We start from the raw sequence: 16,994 nt of genomic DNA, 5'->3' as shown, positions 1-16,994 counted from the left end.
GATCTACAGAGAGTTGGATAAGGTGCAAGCCAACGTTCAGAATATAGCCGAAGCCATCCCCGAGAAGCAGGCTGAACATTACAGTAGGTGCTGCCGCATTTCCAGCGTTAACGGGAACACGTATTGATGGATACGTTGCAGAGTGCCACTTTGTCATGAAGTGGAACCAGGGTGGTAACACGGGCAGAGCTCGTCCCTTTTCAGGGGCGGGCTCTTTTTGTTTTCCAAAAGGCTGTCCGCAGAAATATTGCCCTCTCTGCAACCTGCCATGCTATCCAGACCAAGCTGCCACTGTCGTATCCAATCAGCCGCTGCTCTGTCTGATCTTCACGCCCGCTTGCCGGGATCTGACCATATTTCAGCAGCACGATAAAAGAAACGAAGCCATCCTGACGGACAGGCTTCACCGAGGAGGAACAATCATGAGTTCATTGACCAAAAGCAGTCTGATCACCCCGCAGGTACAGCAGATGCCGCCATCGGGCATTCGCAAGTTTTTCGACTATGCTTCCGGACAGGAAGACATTATATCCCTCGGAATTGGAGAGCCGGACTTTACCACGCCGCGGGCTGTACGGGAAGCTTGTATCCGCGCGCTGGAAGAAGGACGCACCGAATATACACCCAATGCCGGACTGCTCGAACTCCGTGAAAGTATCGCCGGCTATCTGAATACCAGCTACCAGCTGGACTATGATCCCGTTCACGAGATGATGGTGACCATCGGCAGCAGCGAAGCACTCGATCTGGCACTGCGGGTACTGATCAACCCGGGAGACGAGATTCTCGTTCCTTCCCCCTGCTATGTGTCCTATTCGCCCATCACCGGACTGTGCAGCGGCAGAACGGTGGAGATTGAGACACAGGCCAACAATGGATTCAAACTGACTGCCGCTGAACTGGAATCCAAAATCACACCGCGCTCCAAGCTGCTCATTCTCAGCTATCCGAGCAATCCGACCGGCGGCATTATGAGCTATGAAGACTGGCTGCCGATCGCCCGGCTCGTGGAAAAATACGATCTGACTGTGCTCTCCGACGAGATTTATGCAGAGCTGACCTACGGGTCCAAGCATGTCAGCTTCGCCTCCATGCCGGGCATGAAGGCACGTACCCTGCTGATCAGCGGCTTTTCCAAAGCCTTTGCCATGACTGGCTGGCGTATCGGCTATGTATGCGGACCGGAAGAACTCATTAAGCCGATGCTCAAAATCCACCAGTATACCGTAATGTGTGCGCCCATCCTCGGCCAAATCGCGGCTCTGGAATCATTGAAGCCGCATGGTCTGGAGGCCAAGGACCGGATGATGGAATCGTACAACGAACGCCGCCGCATGTTCGTAAGCGGCCTGCGCCAGATTGGCCTGCCATGCCACGAACCGCAGGGTGCATTTTACGCTTTCCCTTCCATCGCGCATACCGGACTGACTTCGGACCAGTTCGCCGAGCGGCTGCTCAAGGAAATGAATGTACTGGCTGTACCGGGCACTGCTTTTGGCAAAGGCGGCGAAGGATTCATCCGCTGCTCGTACGCGACTTCCCCTGCCAAGTTGGAGCAGGCACTGGATCGGATGCAGCTGTTCATGCAGCGGCTGTAGAATGCCACAAACCATGCTGGACTGCCGGACAGGAAAGTATGATAGCCAGCTATAGGTAGCTGTACCGGTTGCAGCGGCGCAAGAGGCCGTACAAATGGGTGGGCTTACTCTTGTGTCGGCAGCAGACAATGCTGAAAGTCATTGTTTATACAGTTGCTGCAATGAAAATAGTCCATGCAGATGGTTTTATGTGCTGCTGCAACGCAGACTCCGGCAGGACGGCAAAAAGCAAGGCAGCTCCGCCTGATCACCAGCGGAACTGCCTTGCTTCTGTATATACCGCATTTGTATAGGTGAAACCCTTGCTTTTTTAAAACCTGAAACAAATGGACCTAGACGAAGCCGCAATCAGCCAAACAGCTCGTTGACCAGATCCCAGTCCAGCTTCTGGATTACAGCTGTCAGCAGCGTTGCTGCCTGATCAAAGTCCTTTTTCGCCATAATGGCATTGTGTGTATGAATATAGCGCGTCGGGAAGCCAACTGACAGGGTTGGACAGCCTTTGCCGCTCAGATGGAACTTGCCGCCATCGGTTCCGCCTCCGGGTATGGAATCGACCTGCAGCGGAATATTCAGCTCCTCTGCCGTATCCATCACCAGATCACGCAGACCGTTATGCGGAATCATGCTGGCATCGAAGAGGAGGATCAGCGGACCGTCACCGACACTGGTCTGCACCGGCTGGGATTCCAGACCAGGCATATCGCTTGCCACTCCAACATCCAATGCAAAAGCGATATCCGGCTCCACCAGATTGGCGATCGTGGTTGCCCCGCGCAGACCGACTTCTTCCTGTACGGTCGCTCCGGCATACAGTACATTGGGATGTTCCTGCTGCTGCAGACGCTTCATGACTTCAACAGCGAGTGCACAGCCTGCACGATTATCGATCGCTTTGCCGACCCACAGTTCATCATCCCGCATCGTCGTAAATTCGGATACCGGTACAATCCAGTCACCCGGACGCACGCCCATCGCTTTGGCATCGTCCGCATCTCTTGCGCCGATATCGATGTACATGTTTTTGAGCGGTACGACTTTCTCCCGTTCGGCAGCCTCTAGAATATGAGGCGGTTTGGAACCGACGATGCCGATATAATCGCCTTTGCGCGTTTTGACTTTTACACGCTGAGACATGACCGAATGAGGCCACCAGCCGCCCAGCTGCTGGAATTTGAGATATCCTTTTGACGTGATGCTGGTCACGAGAAATCCGATCTCGTCCAGATGGCCGGCAATCAACACTTTGGGACCGGCTGCACGTCCGGTTTTTCGGCCAACAATACCGCCGAGGCGATCTTTGAGTATTTCATCGGACAACGGTTCCAGATAACCCGCCATCTTGTCCCGAACATTCCGTTCAAATCCGGATACTCCATCCGTCTCGGTCAGTTCCTTCATCATTAGTGTCATTTCATCCATGCTGTCGTCTCTCCTTTTACAGTTGCGTAGTGGTAAATATAGGCCATGTCTTCTGCTATACATACTCTGTCCTTATGCTTGATGTTACCTTTCCGGCATAAAGGTCCCGAAAACAGAAAGCTATGAGATTGATTGTAGGGCAACCTGACGTTATTCGCAAACATTCTGCATTGTTCTCATGGCGGGCATTTCATATACTAACGGGTACATACACGCTATCATTTGTGCAGCACTGTATAAAATGCTAGTCTGTACTGCATGCGATTGCTTCTCCGAACTGTTATCCTCTTATCCACATCCTAGATGATGCGAAAAAGCACGCTTCATGCCTTTTTACCGGTCAATAAGCGTGCTTCACTTTTTAACGATTCGGCTTATGATTTATTAATCGTTAGGCCAGACAGCATTATTCATCAATGCCCAATCGTTCTTTCCATTAGAGTGTCGTTCCTGCCGCATCCCATTCCAGACTCTCGAGGAATCGATACACATCCTCAAACACCAGATCATGCTGCTTGTCCATGGTAAGAATATGACCGGACTGATCATACCATTTCAGCTCCTTGACCGGCACGGTCAATTCCTCATAAATGATCCGGGCACTCTCGTGGTACAGCTCTTCATCCAGCTCCCCCTGCATAATCAGTGTGGGCGCAGCGATGCGCTTGACCTGACGCGCTGTTGAAGCGATCAATTCGCGCAGCGCTGATCCAGACTGTGCAGCGGCTCGGCAGCCAGTTCCTGCAGTTCCCTTTGGATCTGTGGCTCGTCCTTGCCTTCTATGGACTTGAACCAGTGAGCGTATTCGAGCACCCGTCTGAGGATATCTTCATTGCCTTTTTCACGTACAGGCGCACACATCGATACAATCGCTTTGGCCGGGAAAAGGGTACCCAGCCGCAGAGCAAACACACCACCCAGCGATACGCCCACGATCGCGATCTCTTCGTACCCTTCCCGCTCCAGGTATTCATATCCTTCTACGGCATCTTTCCACCATTCGGATGGCTTGGTATGCAGCAGTTCGTCCGGGGTACTGCCATGCCCTTTGTACAGGGGTCCATGACAGGTATACCCTCTATCATTCAGGAAACGTCCCAGCTTGCGGACATGCAGCGTGTTGCCGGTATACCCGTGCAGCAGCAGGGCAGCCCTCGCTCCCCCGCGATAGGTAAATGACTGAGGCGGAACCAATTTCATCCGGATCATCTCTCCAATTCTATTTTCTCTATATTATAAACAGAATGACTGCTGTAAAAGCAGAACCAGATGTAAGGATACCACAATTGCAGGGGGGAGCCTAATCGGGTGGGGTGCATCTACTTGCATCCACTCGAATCTACTTGCATCCACTTCAGAAAAGAATAAGAGCACGTCATCCGGTTAAGCCTGGAGATCCCTGAATTGGATATTGAAAATGGGGATCTCCAGGCTTAAAGGTCGTCCGCTGCTCTTATTTCTTTTCTTACGTTCTGTGGATGGAATGCAGTTGGAGTTGCCTATCTACTTTAAATGCAAGATTGTTTCAAGCTCAGACCTTTCGGTTCTAGGAACATGCAATTCTGGTGAGTTTTTCAGCTTTAGCAACCTACGTAATTTTGAGATTTGGCCAATACATGCGATTCATGAATTTACACAATTAATTCGTGTAGTCATTTAGCCTTTGTCCGCATGCTATTGATTGTAGAGCATAGAGCGGATCGTCTACCCTATTCGATCAGGGCAGCCGAGATGGGATATGGGACGGTGTAGTCGGCTTGTTCGATCCAGGTGCCTGTGGTGAAGTCTCTGCCTCGGACGCGTACATGCGATTTGTGAATTTCTACGTAGTAGCCTTCGCTGCCCAGCAGGTATTCGTCTTCGTCTGTCCACAGGTAGCCGACGGATGAAGCATTGAACATGGTAGGCAGTTGGCCCTGGCCGTCGTAGTGGGTGTGCGGTGCGCCGAGCTGCCAGTGGGTATGGCCGGTGAACAGGATCGTCTGTGAGTAGCGGGACAGGATGCGGCGCAGCTGCTCGTCCTGATGGACCCCGTACCAGCCCTGCTGTTCCAGAGAGCCGGCTACCGTATTGATGAGCGGCTGATGCAGGAACAGGAAGATCGGTTGGTCCGGGGAAGACTGTTCGGCCAGCTTGTGATCGATCCATTCCAGCTGCTCGTCCGACAGATGGCAGTCTTTGGACAGCGGCTGCTCGGTACCGATGAAGATGAAATGATATCCGCCGATCCAGTGATCGTGGTAGGAACCTCTTGTACCCGTCGCTTCGTTAAAATTGCCGATTCGGCGCTGCCACAGCTGCCGGGCCGCTGCGGAATCTTTTTCCTTTTTGAGGGATGCTTCTGCTGCCATCTGAGACTGGTACTGTTCCCACAATTCCAGCAGCTGCTGGCCGGTCAGTCCAGTCAGTTCCTGCGGCGCTTCCTCCCAGATAAAGTCGCCTACATCATGATTGCCCATTGTAAAAAAGAACGGTGGCAGCTGCTCCCGATACGGCTCCCATATCCGGTGCAGCTCTCTGTATTCCGCTTCCAGGCCATGATCCGTTACATCGCCCACATGCATAACGCCGAGGCTGTTCTGACCATATCGGGCAATATCCGCGAGTGCCTGTTCCCAGTGGAGGTTGTGAATATGCTGCGGATCGTCGGTGACATGTGTATCCGTAATGACCTGAAAGCTGGCTAACGGTTGATTCGGACAGCTCTTCTCCTGCTGTCCGATGAGGTTCATTTCCGATTGCTTCATTGTGCATCGCTCCATTTCAATCCGATAATTCCGACAATAATCAGCACCATCCAGCAGACGGAGGCTATTTTCAATCGTTCTCCGAAAAAGTAGTAACCGGCAATGCTGATCAGTGTGATACCCACGCCCGACCAGATCGCATAGGCAATACTGATCGGCATATAACGAACTGCATAGTTCAGCATAGTGAAGCTGGCTCCATAGCAGACGAACATCAGTACAGACGGCAGGATGCGGCTGAAGCCATCCGACATTTTCATCATAATCGTACCGGCCAGTTCCAGCACGATGGCGAGTAGGAGCAGAACCCAGCCTGTACTGCCTGTCATTTCCGCTCCCCGCCCTGCCGCAGCAGCTGGTCAAAGGAATCGATTACCACGTCCGCCGATTGAATATTATCGCTTCTGCCAATCCCGATCGTCAGCAGGCAACCTGCCGCTCGGCCCATCTGCATATCGCCGCTTGTATCGCCGATCACGACGGTATGCTCTGCCGGGATACCGAGCTGCTCACAGGCCAGCTGTACCATATCGGGAAAAGGCTTGCCCTGACGTACCGCATCATTACCGACGATCACATCAAAATAGTCGGTCATGCCCATCCACAGCAGATGCTTGCGGGCATTGTCCGTATCATCTGCTGTGACTACGCCAAGCCGTATTCCATTCTCCCGGCACTGTTCCAGAAACTCCCGTACACCCGGCAGCGGATATGCAGGCTTCGAACGTTCCATAGCGAGATCAGCCTCGCGGATACAATCATGAACGATCGATTTGGATACGGCCCAAGACAGTCCGGCCCGGTAACCATGCCAGATCAGTATGGCATACACTTCTTCCATCGTGCCCATCGCCAGCGGTCCCTGGGTGTCGTAATCGGTCATCTGCCCGTGTTCATCATGCACCGTTCCCCAGATGTACGGAACCTGCTCCTGTTCCAGGGAACATCCGTGCTCGGCCAGACGGACATTCACCAGCCGCATCACTTCATCGGTCCAGAAGCCCCACATCTTGTTAAAATCCAGCAGTGTTCCGTCCTTGTCCAGCAGTACTGCCTGAACGCGGGACAGATCGTCCATTATGCTTTTCGCCTGCTCCAGTGGATGGCTTATGTTTTTCATCATTTCAGTCATCGGTGTTGCTCCCTTTCCTGCGTGTACCTGAAGACAGTGTACAGTGCCATCGGCTGCTGTACACTGTCATGGTTCATCGTTGCGACATGTTATTTGGTAATCAGCGGCTGTTTACACGATCCAGTTCCTGCTGTGCCTTTACCTTGGCTTCCTGCAGCGCCTGGGCAGCCGGGACATTGTTGATTTGTACCTGGTCGGCAGCTACTTTGAGCGCATCGGTAATTTTGCCGCCGGTCGGGTCCTGGAATGGCGGTGAAGCATGGGATGCCTGCTTCAGCGGCACTTCAATTTGCGGATTTTTCTTGCTGAACGCCTGGAAAGCAGGATCTTGCAGTGCGGATTGACGAACCGCGATATAGCCGGTATTCATCGACCATTGTGCCGTGTTGGATGCTTTGGAGAAATACGTCAGCCATTTGAAAGCGGCCTGCTGCTGCTCCGGACTTGCTTTGGCCGGGATGCCTGCCATAATCGCATTGGCGACCGGCTTGCCTTCGCCCACTGCCTGCCAGCCCGGCTGCTCCATTGCTCCGACGATTTTGAAGTCCAGATCACCCTGATCCCCGCTGGAACCGGTATATCCCGCTGCTTTATTTTTCATTACATCATCAATCGTTTTGTACCAGTATTCCCAGCCCTGTCCGCCGGAGTGAATCGTCATAATCTGGTCTTCATGAATCCATTTGCGGAACATATCCCATGTCTCCACCCATTCCGGGGAGTCAATCATGACGGTCTTGCCATCGTCGCTGAGAATTTTGCCGCCTTTGCTCAGTACGGCATCCATCATATTGTCACTGCCCCACATTGGCTCCCAGCCGTAGAACGTGGTTTTGCCATTTTCCTTTTTGGTCATTTTGGCAGCAGCTGCCGCGAGCGCTTCCCAGGTTGTGAGGCTTGCCGGGTCGATGCCGTTTGCTTTGAGCGTATCCTTGCGATAGTACATGACCTGGGTCGTACCGTACATCGGCAGGAAATACTGCTTGCCATCCACCTGTCCTTGGTTCAGGAATGTCTGTACAAAGTCTTCTTTTTTGAAATCCGGATCTGCAGCGATCAATTGATCCAGCGGTGCATAATAGCCTTTTTTGGCCCAGTCGATATTGGAGCTGAGTACTGCAGCCGGTACCTGTCCGGAAGCGATGGCAGCCTGCAGCTTTTGCCCGGTCTCATCATAGTCAGCCTGCACGATGCCTTTGACGATAACATCTTTTTGAGAAGCGTTGAACTCATCGATCGTCTTTTTCATATTATCGCCCAGCTTGCCGCCGAGTCCGTACCAGAATTCGATTTCAACCGGTCCCTGGGATGCCGTGCTGCTGCCTGCTGCGCTTGTAGCGCTGTTGCCCGGTGAACCGCAGGCGGTAATCATCAGGAAGCTGGCGATCAGCATAAGCGACAATCCGGATTTCCAGTTCAGCAGTCGGGAAGTGCGTCGTCCTGCTGCAGAAGAGGGCAGATGCGCGGAGGTACCGGTTGGATTTTTAATGTATTCGCTCTCTTTAATCATGTTAGAACGTTGTTTGAAGATTTCTTTTCCATATAAGCGGAATGGTTTCATGACATTCTTCCCTTCTCATTTTCATTATTGGATAGAATCGCAATACAGCTTCCGGATTAGTTCTTGTTCACGCCTGCCGACATATTCACGCTCTGCATAATCGTCTTCTGGGTAAATAAAAACAGAATCAGCAGTGGTGCAATTGTAAACGCGCTGGCGGCCATAATTTGCGGCCATTTCAGACCATAGGCCCCTCCTTCCACAAAGAAGCTGCGCAGCCCCGCCGAGACGAGCTGCAGATCAGGACTCTTGGTGATCAGCATCGGCCAGAAATAGTTGTTGTACTGCTCGATAAAGGTAATGAGCACCATCACTGCAAACGTCGAACGTGCCAGAGGCGTGATGATCGTCCACAGTATCCGGAAATGGGAAGCTCCATCCAGCTGTCCGGCTTCCACCAGCTCATGGGATATCTGCATAAAAGCCTGCCGGATCAGGAAGATCGAGAATACACTGACACAGTTGGAGAGGATCAGCCCCGTATAGCTGTCCAGCAGCTGCAGCTTGCTCAGTACGAGATAGCTTGGCAGATAGACGGCTGTACTCGGGATCATGTAGCCGAGCAGCACGACACCGGTGAACAGCCCTTTGAGCCGGAAGCGCATATGGGTCAGCGCATACGCCATCATGCTTGAATTGATAATCTGCAGCAGTGAAATGGCGGCTCCAACACCGATACTGTTCAGAATATAGCGGGCGAATGGAGCCGCATGCCATGCATCCACATAATTGCTCCAGAGAAAGGTCTCCGGCCAAAATGTCGGCGGAAAGCGGAAAATCTCATCATTGGTCTTGAATCCGCTCATGACCATCCAATAGAATGGAAAAGCCATCAGCAGACTGATTACCGTCAGCATGATATACCGCAGCGCCGTACCGCCGCTCAAACGATAACGGGTCACCGTCCCGTCTCTTCGGCCTGCTGCTCCATTACTGCGCGATCCCGATCGGCGTCGTCCGGGGGTCACCGGTTCATACGACGTTGTATCCTTGCCTGCTCCTGTCATATTCACTGGTAATGCACCATCTTTCTTCCAATCAGGAACGAGCACCCTGACAGCAGTACACAGATCAGAATAATAACGACTGCCACTGAAGAAGCCTCCCCTACGTTAAATGCCTCAAAGGCGGATTGATAATACAGATACAGCAGCGTGCGCGTCGATCCCGCCGGGCCACCCTGGGTCATGACATTGATCTGGTCATACGCCTGCAGCGACTGGATCGTCAGAATAACGGCCAGGAAAAAGGTCGTCGGTGAGATCAGCGGCAGCGTAATATGGCGGAACCGGCTCCATGCTCCCGCTCCGTCCATCGAAGCGGCTTCCAGCAGATCCGACGGCAGATTACGCAGCGCTACCAGATAGAAGATCATCGCCCAGCCGACCGATTTCCACAGAGTAACGATCAGAATGGCAACCAGTGCCCAGTTGGAATCCTGCAGCCATCCGATACCCGCAATACCGAACCAGCTGAGTACATGGTTCGCATAACCGACATCCGGCTGGAAGATCCATGACCACACGATCGATACTGCGACAGTCGGTGTAACCCATGGCGAGAAAATAAAAGCGCGATAGATGCCCGATGTCCGCAGCTTGCTGTTCATCAGCAGAGCCAGCAGCAGGCCGCCGATCATGATTGGAATTACGCTGCCGATTCCGAACAGGGCAGTCACTTTCAGCGCCTGATAAAATTCGGGATTGCCCAGGAGATAGCGGTAATTGTCCAGTCCGACGAAGAGCTTGTCCGGACTCATAAAGTCCCAATCCGTGAAGCTCAGATAAAATATGTATCCAAGAGGTCCCAGCCAGAATACCAGCAGTGGAATGACGGCTGGCATTGTGAACAGCAGTGCCTCTGTCTCCCGGAATATTTTTGTTTTCAATACATCCACTCCCGCGTTCAATTTTTCTTTAATACTTCTTTCAGAAACGCATTTTTTATATTTATATGTCTTCCGTACAAAAAATATTGTACAATCAAATAAGAGATCATGAGTTATCCCAGTGTAAAAACATTGATGAATATTGTAAATTTTTCAGCTTTTTCTGGAAGTTAATCACAGATTATGAGGTGATATTGTGGAAAAGGAAATAAATGAGATGCCTAATGAGAACTCCCGTTCCAGACAGCAGGAGCTGCGAACAGAGATGATTGAAGCGATTGCCCAGACGATGGACCTGTATGGGGTGAATCATTCGTTCGGTCAGCTCTATGGAGTAATGTATTTCGAGGACCGTCCGATGACACTGGAAGAAATGAAAAACGATATGAATATGAGCAAAAGCAATATGAGTTATGCCGTTCGCTCCCTGATGGAGTCACGCATGATCAACAAGCTTGACGAGAAACGTGACCGCAAAGACCAGTATCAGGCAGACACCAATTATTTCAGCACGTTCCAGAACTTTTTTGGCACCAAATTGCAGCGGGAGATCGACGTCATGACCACCTCCATGGAAGAAGTCATTCCCCAGCTGTCCGAGATCATTCTCTCCCGGCATACCTCGGCCGAGGAACGGGAAAGCTGTCTGCGTGATTTGCATAAGCTGCAGCATGCCCGGCAGTATTACGAGTGGCTGCAGCATTTTGTGAATCAGCTGCAGGCAGGTGCCTATTTCCCGTCTCCTGCCCAAGATGAGTAATCCAGCAGATTGACGAAAGCAGCTTTTTGTTCAATGATGGATAAGACGGCAAAACTGTTGCCTCTATTCTGTCTTACATAAGGAGTGTTACACATGAAATACCGCAATCTTGGCAATACCGGCCTCAAAGTAAGTGAAATCGCGCTCGGCAGCTGGCTTACCTATGGCACCGCCGCCGAGCAGCAGGCCGCAGATCAGTGCATCCGCACCGCATTTGAATATGGTATTAATTTTTTCGATACGGCAAACGCTTACAACCGCGGCGAAGGAGAAAAGGCGATTGGTGCCGCCTTATCCGCCTACGAACGCTCCAGTTATGTACTGAGCACCAAGCTGTTTTTCCCAATGGGCGATGGTCCCAATGATCGAGGCTTGTCCCGCAAACATATTATGGAGCAGTGTGAAGCGAGCCTGAAGCGTCTGGGTACCGATTATATTGATATTTATTTCTGCCACCGGTTCGATCAGGAGACCCCGGTCGAAGAAACACTGCGTGCACTGGATGATCTGACAGCCCAGGGTAAAATCCTGTATGCAGGTGTCAGTGAATGGAGTGCCGCCCAGATCGCCGGTGCGGCAGCGATCAGTGAACGTCTCCGTCTGCGTCCGCTCGCTTCCAACCAGCCGATCTACAATCTGTTCGAACGTTATATCGAAGATGAAGTACTGCCGGTGTCGATGCAGTACGGACTGGGCCAGGTGGTCTTCTCCCCGCTCGCACAGGGTGTATTGACCGGCAAGTACAAACCGGGTCAGGCGCCTGCTGCCGGTACCCGTGCAGCCGATGATTCCGTCAACCAGGTGATCAACAGCTATCTGCGTGAAGATGTACTGCATGTCGTCGCCGAACTGAATGAACTGGCAGGCAGCATGAATATCTCACTTTCCCAGCTGGCTCTCGCCTGGGTACTGCGTCAGCCGGGCGTCAGCTCGGCTATTATCGGCGCCACTAAGCCGCATCAGATTCAGGAGAATGTAGAAGCGGTAAATATATCTTTGAATACCGGGGTGCTGGAGCAGATTGATGAGATCATGCTGAAAATCAAGGACTTTGCTCCGCTGCGCTAATCTGTAACTCCATTTGATCGTACGGGTCTGTACCTGCAGCCAGTCAATGACCGCAGCAAGCAGGTTGGGGAACGAATGGCGAGCAGATCAGCGACAGAAGAACATTTGCAAAAAGGCTCATTCTGTCCAGCTACCCCGCCGAGGGAGGTTTTATGATTATGGAAATACAATTCAAAGATACGATAATCGAAGCGGTTCAGGGTGATATCACCCGGGAACATGTTGATGTCATCGTAAATGCCGCCAATTCCAGCCTGCTGGGGGGCGGTGGTGTCGATGGAGCAATTCATCGCGCAGGCGGACCGGAGATCCTCGAGGAATGCCAGCAGATTCGCGCCCGACAGGGTGGCTGTGACACTGGCGAAGCCGTTATTACGACTGCAGGACGACTGCCGGCACGTTATGTCATTCATACAGTCGGTCCTGTATGGAATGGAGGCAGCAGCGGTGAAGATAATTTGCTGCATAACTGCTATCTCAATTCATTGTGGCTGGCAAATGAGCATGAAGCGACAACAATTGCTTTTCCAAATATCAGCACAGGCATCTATGGTTATCCCAAATCCCAGGCGGCCGACGTAGCCATTCAGGCTGTTAAGGAATACGTCAATCTCAGCGGACAGGGTCATATGAAGCGTATCCGGTTTGTCTGCTATGATGCGGAGAATCTGGCCTTGTATGAGCAAAAGCTTCAGCAGGCTTTTCAATAACAGCGTATAGCATAAATAAGCGCAACAAAACAAGACCCTGATTAGATGGGGATTCCTTTACAACCGCTTTGCATGATGAGCAAAGATAGGTGAACAGGAGCCTCTATTATCAGGGTCTTGTTTTGTGTATACCGTTATATTGTCTTTCTATAGCCCAGCCAATGAATTACAGCAGGGCATTCAGGCAAAAAGCGCCTTTCTCGCGGATGCGGATATCGAAGATCGATGTACCCAGTGTCTTCTCGATCAGCTCTCTGTAACCTGCGGCATGTTCATTGGGCACGACCGCCAGAATCACACCGGCAAATCCGCCACCATGCAGACGACAGGCACCTCCGCCGATATCCTGCAAATAAATCTCTGTAATCGCCAGTGCGACGGCCATGCTCTGATCATGATGATCCGAATCACGGTAGCAGTTTTGCAGCCATTTCCAGGAGGAATTGCCCGAAGCGGTCAACAGCTGCAGGAAAGCCGGCATATCATCCTTACGCAGCGCCTCGACCTGACGATCCACCCGGCGATTCTCTTCGAGAAAGTGCATCGCTCTCAGCACTGCACGGTCTCCTGCCTGCTCCCGCAGACGCGGCAGTTCTCCATAGATCTGCTCCAGTGTAATATCCCGGCAGTACTCGGCACCAAGCGCCTGTGCCACAGCAAACATCTCATTGGGCACGCTTGCATAATCTTCGGTCAGATCCGCATGATTCCCGCCCGTATTAACGACCATCATCGAATATCCGGCAGCCCCAAAGTCATACTGCAGCTGCTCTACCTGCGGCTTGGATGGATCGGCAAAGTCCATCGCCACCATACCGCCATACGCACAGGCCATCTGATCGAGCAGACCGGATGGTTTGTTCCAGTACTGATTCTCGGCATATTGACCGATTTTGGAGATCTCCGCTGCATCGAGTCTGCCCTCATTATAGAAATGATTCAGAATCGTACAGATCAGCATTTCAAAAGAAGCCGATGAGCTGAGTCCGGATGCGGATAGTACATTGGTCGTCGCATAGGCGCGGAACCCGCCGACATGCAGCCCTTTCTCACGGAAACCGGCTACGATACCTCTCAGCAACTTGGTGGTAGCGCTCTCAGAATCGTCTACAGATGATTCATTCAGATCGACTTTGAACTCTCCCTCATACCCTTCGGAGACAAGTACGATAACCGGTTCTTCGGTCGGTACAGCCGCTGCGATCGTATCGAGATGAATACTGCCAGCCAGCACTTTGCCATGATTATGATCCGTATGATTACCGCCGATCTCTACCCGCCCGGATGCGCTGAACAGCTGGATCTGCTGTGGATCCGCTTCGTACCGGTTCAGGAAGCTGCCGATCATCTGTTCATACCGATTCAACTGCATCTCCAGCTCATCCTGTCCGTACAGTCCGGTGAGCAGCTGCTTCATGCCCTCTTGGTGCATATATTGGTGTGCTTGTTCAACTGACTTCATGATGTTCCCTCCACTTGAGTATTATGTATTTCGAATCGCATTACCTGCTGTCTGTATGCTTACCTGTCTAAGTATAATCTTGTCGCTCCCGCTAGGACAGGATAAAATTCCAATATTCACGACAATTTGCAAGTCTGTGTCTGTCGGTAACCGCGGATTCGCTTGATCCTATTCGTCTTATTTTCGTTCTATTCCAATAAAATACACCCGGCATAGAATACCGGGTGTATGGATAGCAATTAACATATATTTTGTTCTTGGTAAAATACTTCGTTGATTTTGGATCATTCACACCATTTCCGCTTACTTTTTGCTCAGATCAACGAAACGTTTGAGCAGCTGACGGATATTACGGAAGGACTTCAGACGGTAGTTGGCATGGGTATTACCGGAGCCTACTTTGATCGAGAATGCATCTTCCGGCAGTGCATCGAACAGATCCTCATCCGTATGATCATCGCCCACACCGAAGATAAAGTCAAAGTCTTTGCCCTGCAGCATCTGGTGAGCACCATGGCCTTTGTTCATGCGGGTATCCTTGATTTCCAGCACTTTGTTACCTTCCAGAATGCCGAGGCTCATCGATTGTGTAATGGAGAGCAGTGCTTCACGCAGCTCATTACGTTTCAGCATACCGATTTCCGGCTCACACTGTCTGTAATGCCATGCGAGAGAGTATTCTTTCTCCTCAATCAGGGAACCCGGTGTACGGTCGGTGTACATTTCCAATACGTGGCGGATCGATTCTTTCCAATCGTTATCCACGCTCATGGTCATTCTCCACTCGCCACCCGGTTCACGAAGCCACAGGCCGTGGGAAGCAATGATATGCAGATCCAGATCGCCCAGCCAGTTCTCGATCACATCGCGATCACGTCCGGTAATAATAACGACCGTATTGCGCTTGTCCGCACACAGCTCTCTCAGGATCTGGCGCAGTTCCTCATCCGGCTTGGCTTGATCCGGTGTCGGCTTAAAGCCTACCAATGTACCATCGTAATCGAGGAACAGAACGCGCTTTTCGGTTTCCATATATGCTTTTTCCACATTGGAAGGTTCGGACTTGATGTCTACCACATCTTTGGTCTCCACCTGGGAATCTGTTGTATTTTTGAGAGCTTCAAGGAACTCATCGGCCCAGAATTTCACATTATAACGGGAAATACGGCGATGCAGCATTTTGTTGCGCTCGATTTTCTCGTGATCCGGCATATCAAGTGCCGTTTTGATACCGGCTGCAATTGCACCGTAATCGTTGGCATTGACGATAACCGCTTCACCCAGTTCACTCGCTGCTCCGGCCGTTTCACTCATAACGAGCATGCCTTTGTAGTCGTTACGGGCTGCAATATACTCTTTGGCTACGAGGTTCATCCCGTCGCGCAGCGGCGTAACGAGCAGCACATCGCTGTTGCGATAGAACGCAATCAGATCGTCCTGGGTAAAGGTACGGAAAAAGAACCATACCGGCATCCAGCTGAGCGTACCGAACTGACCATTGACCGCGCTGACCAGCTCTTCAATCTCGCGCTTGAGATTATCATAAGCTTCTACCCCGACACGGGAAGGCGCGACGATCAGGTTCAGACGGACTTTCTCATGATATTCCGGATACTTGTTCAGGAACTGCTTGAACGCCTTGATCCGCTCCGGCAGTCCTTTGGTATAATCCAGACGGTCGACGGAGATGATATTCTGTACGGATTTGGTGCTTTCGATAAATTCCAGCGCTTCGTTCGACAGATCGCTCTGTACGGACGATTTGGCGAAATAATCGTAGTCAATTCCCATTGGGAATGCTTCGACCTGTACACTGTAAGTCTCATAATTAACTTTGTACAGGTTGTGCTCCTTGCCCAGCAGACGACGTACGCTGCTCAGGAAGTGACGCACATAATCATAAGTATGAAATCCGATCAGGTTGGCACCCATGAGTCCTCTGAGGATCTCTTCACGCCAGATAAGTAAACGGTAAATTTCAAAAGATGGGAACGGAATATGCAGGAAGAATCCGATCTTGGTATCCGGATATTTCTCACGGATCATCTGCGGCAGCAGCATCAGCTGATAGTCGTGAATCCAGATTGTATCATTCGGTTCGATAACCGGATCAATCGAATCGAAAAATTTCTGGTTCACTCTTTTGTAGGCTTCCCATGTATCTACATTGTATTCGGTCGCATTGGTAAAGTAGTGGAACAGCGGCCAGATCGTTTCATTACAGAATCCATGGTAATACTGTTCGATTTCTTCTTCGGACAGGAAGATTGGCAGGCAGTTGTACTCCTCACGCAGCTCCTGGTCAATATCTTTCTCGTCCTGTTCATTCAGGTCATTGCTGGAAATGCCCGGCCAGCCGGCCCACAGGCTGTCCCCCTGCTCATGATAGCTTTTCAGCCCTGTAGCAAGGCCGCCGATACTTTTACTATATTGAAGATCGGACTCAGTTTTTTTCACTGTTACGGGTAAGCGATTGGATACGAAAATTATTTTACTCATTGAATCTCCTCTCCTAACCAAAGTATAAAGTAGACTTGAATGATAATGTATGAATGGATGGTGCTCGGTAAAACCGGTGCTCCTATTGGTCAATGGCAAATTACCCTTATTTGCACATTCCGACTCAGTTCTTGCTAATTAAGTTGC

The 16,994-nt window shown here is 51.2% G+C and carries 13 protein-coding genes, 1 pseudogene and 1 other annotated feature (1 of these 15 running past the window's edge); of the genes and pseudogenes, 4 read left to right on the top strand and 10 right to left on the bottom strand.

Features of this window, described 5'->3' with window-relative positions; all coding sequences use genetic code 11:
• Window positions 1–201, top strand: a binding site (T-box leader); it begins 37 nt to the left of the window's first position.
• Between the two features lie 221 nt (window positions 202–422).
• Complete coding sequence (locus WH45_RS14720; RefSeq protein ID WP_046215114.1) at window positions 423–1,598, top strand: aminotransferase class I/II-fold pyridoxal phosphate-dependent enzyme; 1,176 nt, start codon at window positions 423–425, stop codon at window positions 1,596–1,598.
• Window positions 1,599–1,946: 348 nt separating this feature from the next.
• On the opposite strand, the gene WH45_RS14715 is transcribed toward WH45_RS14720, so the two are convergent.
• From WH45_RS14715 to WH45_RS14680, 8 genes and pseudogenes are all read right to left on the bottom strand, one after another.
• Window positions 1,947–3,020 (bottom strand): M42 family metallopeptidase, encoded by a 1,074-nt coding sequence (locus WH45_RS14715; protein WP_046215113.1) that lies wholly within the window; start codon window positions 3,018–3,020, stop codon window positions 1,947–1,949.
• Window positions 3,021–3,456: 436 nt separating this feature from the next.
• Window positions 3,457–4,220: pseudogene (locus WH45_RS14710) on the bottom strand (alpha/beta hydrolase).
• Window positions 4,221–4,729: 509 nt separating this feature from the next.
• Window positions 4,730–5,767 (bottom strand): metallophosphoesterase family protein, encoded by a 1,038-nt coding sequence (locus WH45_RS14705; RefSeq protein WP_052723792.1) that lies wholly within the window; start codon window positions 5,765–5,767, stop codon window positions 4,730–4,732.
• Window positions 5,764–6,096 (bottom strand): DMT family transporter, encoded by a 333-nt coding sequence (locus WH45_RS14700; RefSeq protein WP_046215112.1) that lies wholly within the window; start codon window positions 6,094–6,096, stop codon window positions 5,764–5,766. The genes WH45_RS14705 and WH45_RS14700 overlap by 4 nt, the downstream gene beginning before the upstream one ends.
• On the bottom strand, window positions 6,093–6,899 hold the full coding sequence (locus WH45_RS14695; RefSeq protein WP_152663560.1) for an HAD family hydrolase: 807 nt from the start codon (window positions 6,897–6,899) through the stop codon (window positions 6,093–6,095). Before WH45_RS14695 ends, WH45_RS14700 begins: the two co-directional genes overlap by 4 nt.
• A gap of 100 nt (window positions 6,900–6,999) precedes the next feature.
• Window positions 7,000–8,292 (bottom strand): ABC transporter substrate-binding protein, encoded by a 1,293-nt coding sequence (locus WH45_RS14690; RefSeq protein ID WP_235338385.1) that lies wholly within the window; start codon window positions 8,290–8,292, stop codon window positions 7,000–7,002.
• A gap of 224 nt (window positions 8,293–8,516) precedes the next feature.
• Entirely contained in the window at window positions 8,517–9,317 is an 801-nt protein-coding gene (locus WH45_RS14685; RefSeq protein WP_046215217.1) for a carbohydrate ABC transporter permease, read from the bottom strand.
• A gap of 152 nt (window positions 9,318–9,469) precedes the next feature.
• Window positions 9,470–10,303, bottom strand: coding sequence for a carbohydrate ABC transporter permease (locus tag WH45_RS14680; RefSeq protein ID WP_046215216.1), 834 nt, complete (start codon window positions 10,301–10,303; stop codon window positions 9,470–9,472).
• A gap of 262 nt (window positions 10,304–10,565) precedes the next feature.
• Between WH45_RS14680 and WH45_RS14675 the strand changes: the two genes are divergently transcribed.
• The 3 genes from WH45_RS14675 (at window position 10,566) to WH45_RS14665 (ending at window position 12,886) form a co-directional block, all read left to right on the top strand.
• Window positions 10,566–11,108, top strand: a complete 543-nt coding sequence (locus WH45_RS14675; RefSeq protein WP_046215111.1) for a GbsR/MarR family transcriptional regulator — start codon at window positions 10,566–10,568, stop codon at window positions 11,106–11,108.
• Between the two features lie 93 nt (window positions 11,109–11,201).
• Window positions 11,202–12,176, top strand: coding sequence for an aldo/keto reductase family protein (locus WH45_RS14670; RefSeq protein ID WP_046215110.1), 975 nt, complete (start codon window positions 11,202–11,204; stop codon window positions 12,174–12,176).
• Between the two features lie 152 nt (window positions 12,177–12,328).
• Window positions 12,329–12,886: an O-acetyl-ADP-ribose deacetylase gene (locus WH45_RS14665; RefSeq protein WP_200897698.1), complete on the top strand. Its 558-nt coding sequence runs from the start codon at window positions 12,329–12,331 to the stop codon at window positions 12,884–12,886.
• 166 nt (window positions 12,887–13,052) lie between these two features.
• Here the strand turns inward: WH45_RS14665 and WH45_RS14660 are convergent, their stop codons facing one another.
• Both WH45_RS14660 and WH45_RS14655 read right to left on the bottom strand, forming a co-directional pair.
• Entirely contained in the window at window positions 13,053–14,348 is a 1,296-nt protein-coding gene (locus WH45_RS14660; protein ID WP_046215109.1) for a galactokinase, read from the bottom strand.
• 303 nt (window positions 14,349–14,651) lie between these two features.
• Window positions 14,652–16,847 carry a bifunctional alpha,alpha-trehalose-phosphate synthase (UDP-forming)/trehalose-phosphatase gene (locus WH45_RS14655; protein ID WP_046215108.1) on the bottom strand — a complete coding sequence of 732 codons (2,196 nt, stop codon included), beginning with the start codon at window positions 16,845–16,847 and terminating at the stop codon, window positions 14,652–14,654.
• Window positions 16,848–16,994: the final 147 nt, after the last annotated feature.

Source organism: Paenibacillus wulumuqiensis, from assembly GCF_000971965.1.
GTDB classification, from domain to species: domain Bacteria; phylum Bacillota; class Bacilli; order Paenibacillales; family Paenibacillaceae; genus Saccharibacillus; species Saccharibacillus wulumuqiensis.
The sequence above is the reverse complement of the archived record's forward strand: the minus strand, read 5'-3'. Positions and strand labels throughout refer to the sequence as shown.

Excerpts from the sequence above, each read along its gene's own strand:
- WH45_RS14680 (WP_046215216.1), bottom strand. The coding sequence starts at position 10,303 with ATGCCAGCCGTCATTCCACTGCTGGTATTCTGGCTGGGACCTCTTGGA.
- WH45_RS14720 (WP_046215114.1), top strand. The coding sequence starts at position 423 with ATGAGTTCATTGACCAAAAGCAGTCTGATCACCCCGCAGGTACAGCAG.
- WH45_RS14655 (WP_046215108.1), bottom strand. The coding sequence starts at position 16,847 with ATGAGTAAAATAATTTTCGTATCCAATCGCTTACCCGTAACAGTGAAA.
- WH45_RS14660 (WP_046215109.1), bottom strand. The coding sequence starts at position 14,348 with ATGAAGTCAGTTGAACAAGCACACCAATATATGCACCAAGAGGGCATG.
- WH45_RS14705 (WP_052723792.1), bottom strand. The coding sequence starts at position 5,767 with ATGAAGCAATCGGAAATGAACCTCATCGGACAGCAGGAGAAGAGCTGT.
- WH45_RS14665 (WP_200897698.1), top strand. The coding sequence starts at position 12,329 with ATGATTATGGAAATACAATTCAAAGATACGATAATCGAAGCGGTTCAG.
- WH45_RS14715 (WP_046215113.1), bottom strand. The coding sequence starts at position 3,020 with ATGGATGAAATGACACTAATGATGAAGGAACTGACCGAGACGGATGGA.
- WH45_RS14700 (WP_046215112.1), bottom strand. The coding sequence starts at position 6,096 with ATGACAGGCAGTACAGGCTGGGTTCTGCTCCTACTCGCCATCGTGCTG.
- WH45_RS14670 (WP_046215110.1), top strand. The coding sequence starts at position 11,202 with ATGAAATACCGCAATCTTGGCAATACCGGCCTCAAAGTAAGTGAAATC.
- WH45_RS14690 (WP_235338385.1), bottom strand. The coding sequence starts at position 8,292 with ATGCTGATCGCCAGCTTCCTGATGATTACCGCCTGCGGTTCACCGGGC.
- WH45_RS14695 (WP_152663560.1), bottom strand. The coding sequence starts at position 6,899 with ATGACTGAAATGATGAAAAACATAAGCCATCCACTGGAGCAGGCGAAA.
- WH45_RS14685 (WP_046215217.1), bottom strand. The coding sequence starts at position 9,317 with ATGCTGACGGTAATCAGTCTGCTGATGGCTTTTCCATTCTATTGGATG.
- WH45_RS14675 (WP_046215111.1), top strand. The coding sequence starts at position 10,566 with ATGCCTAATGAGAACTCCCGTTCCAGACAGCAGGAGCTGCGAACAGAG.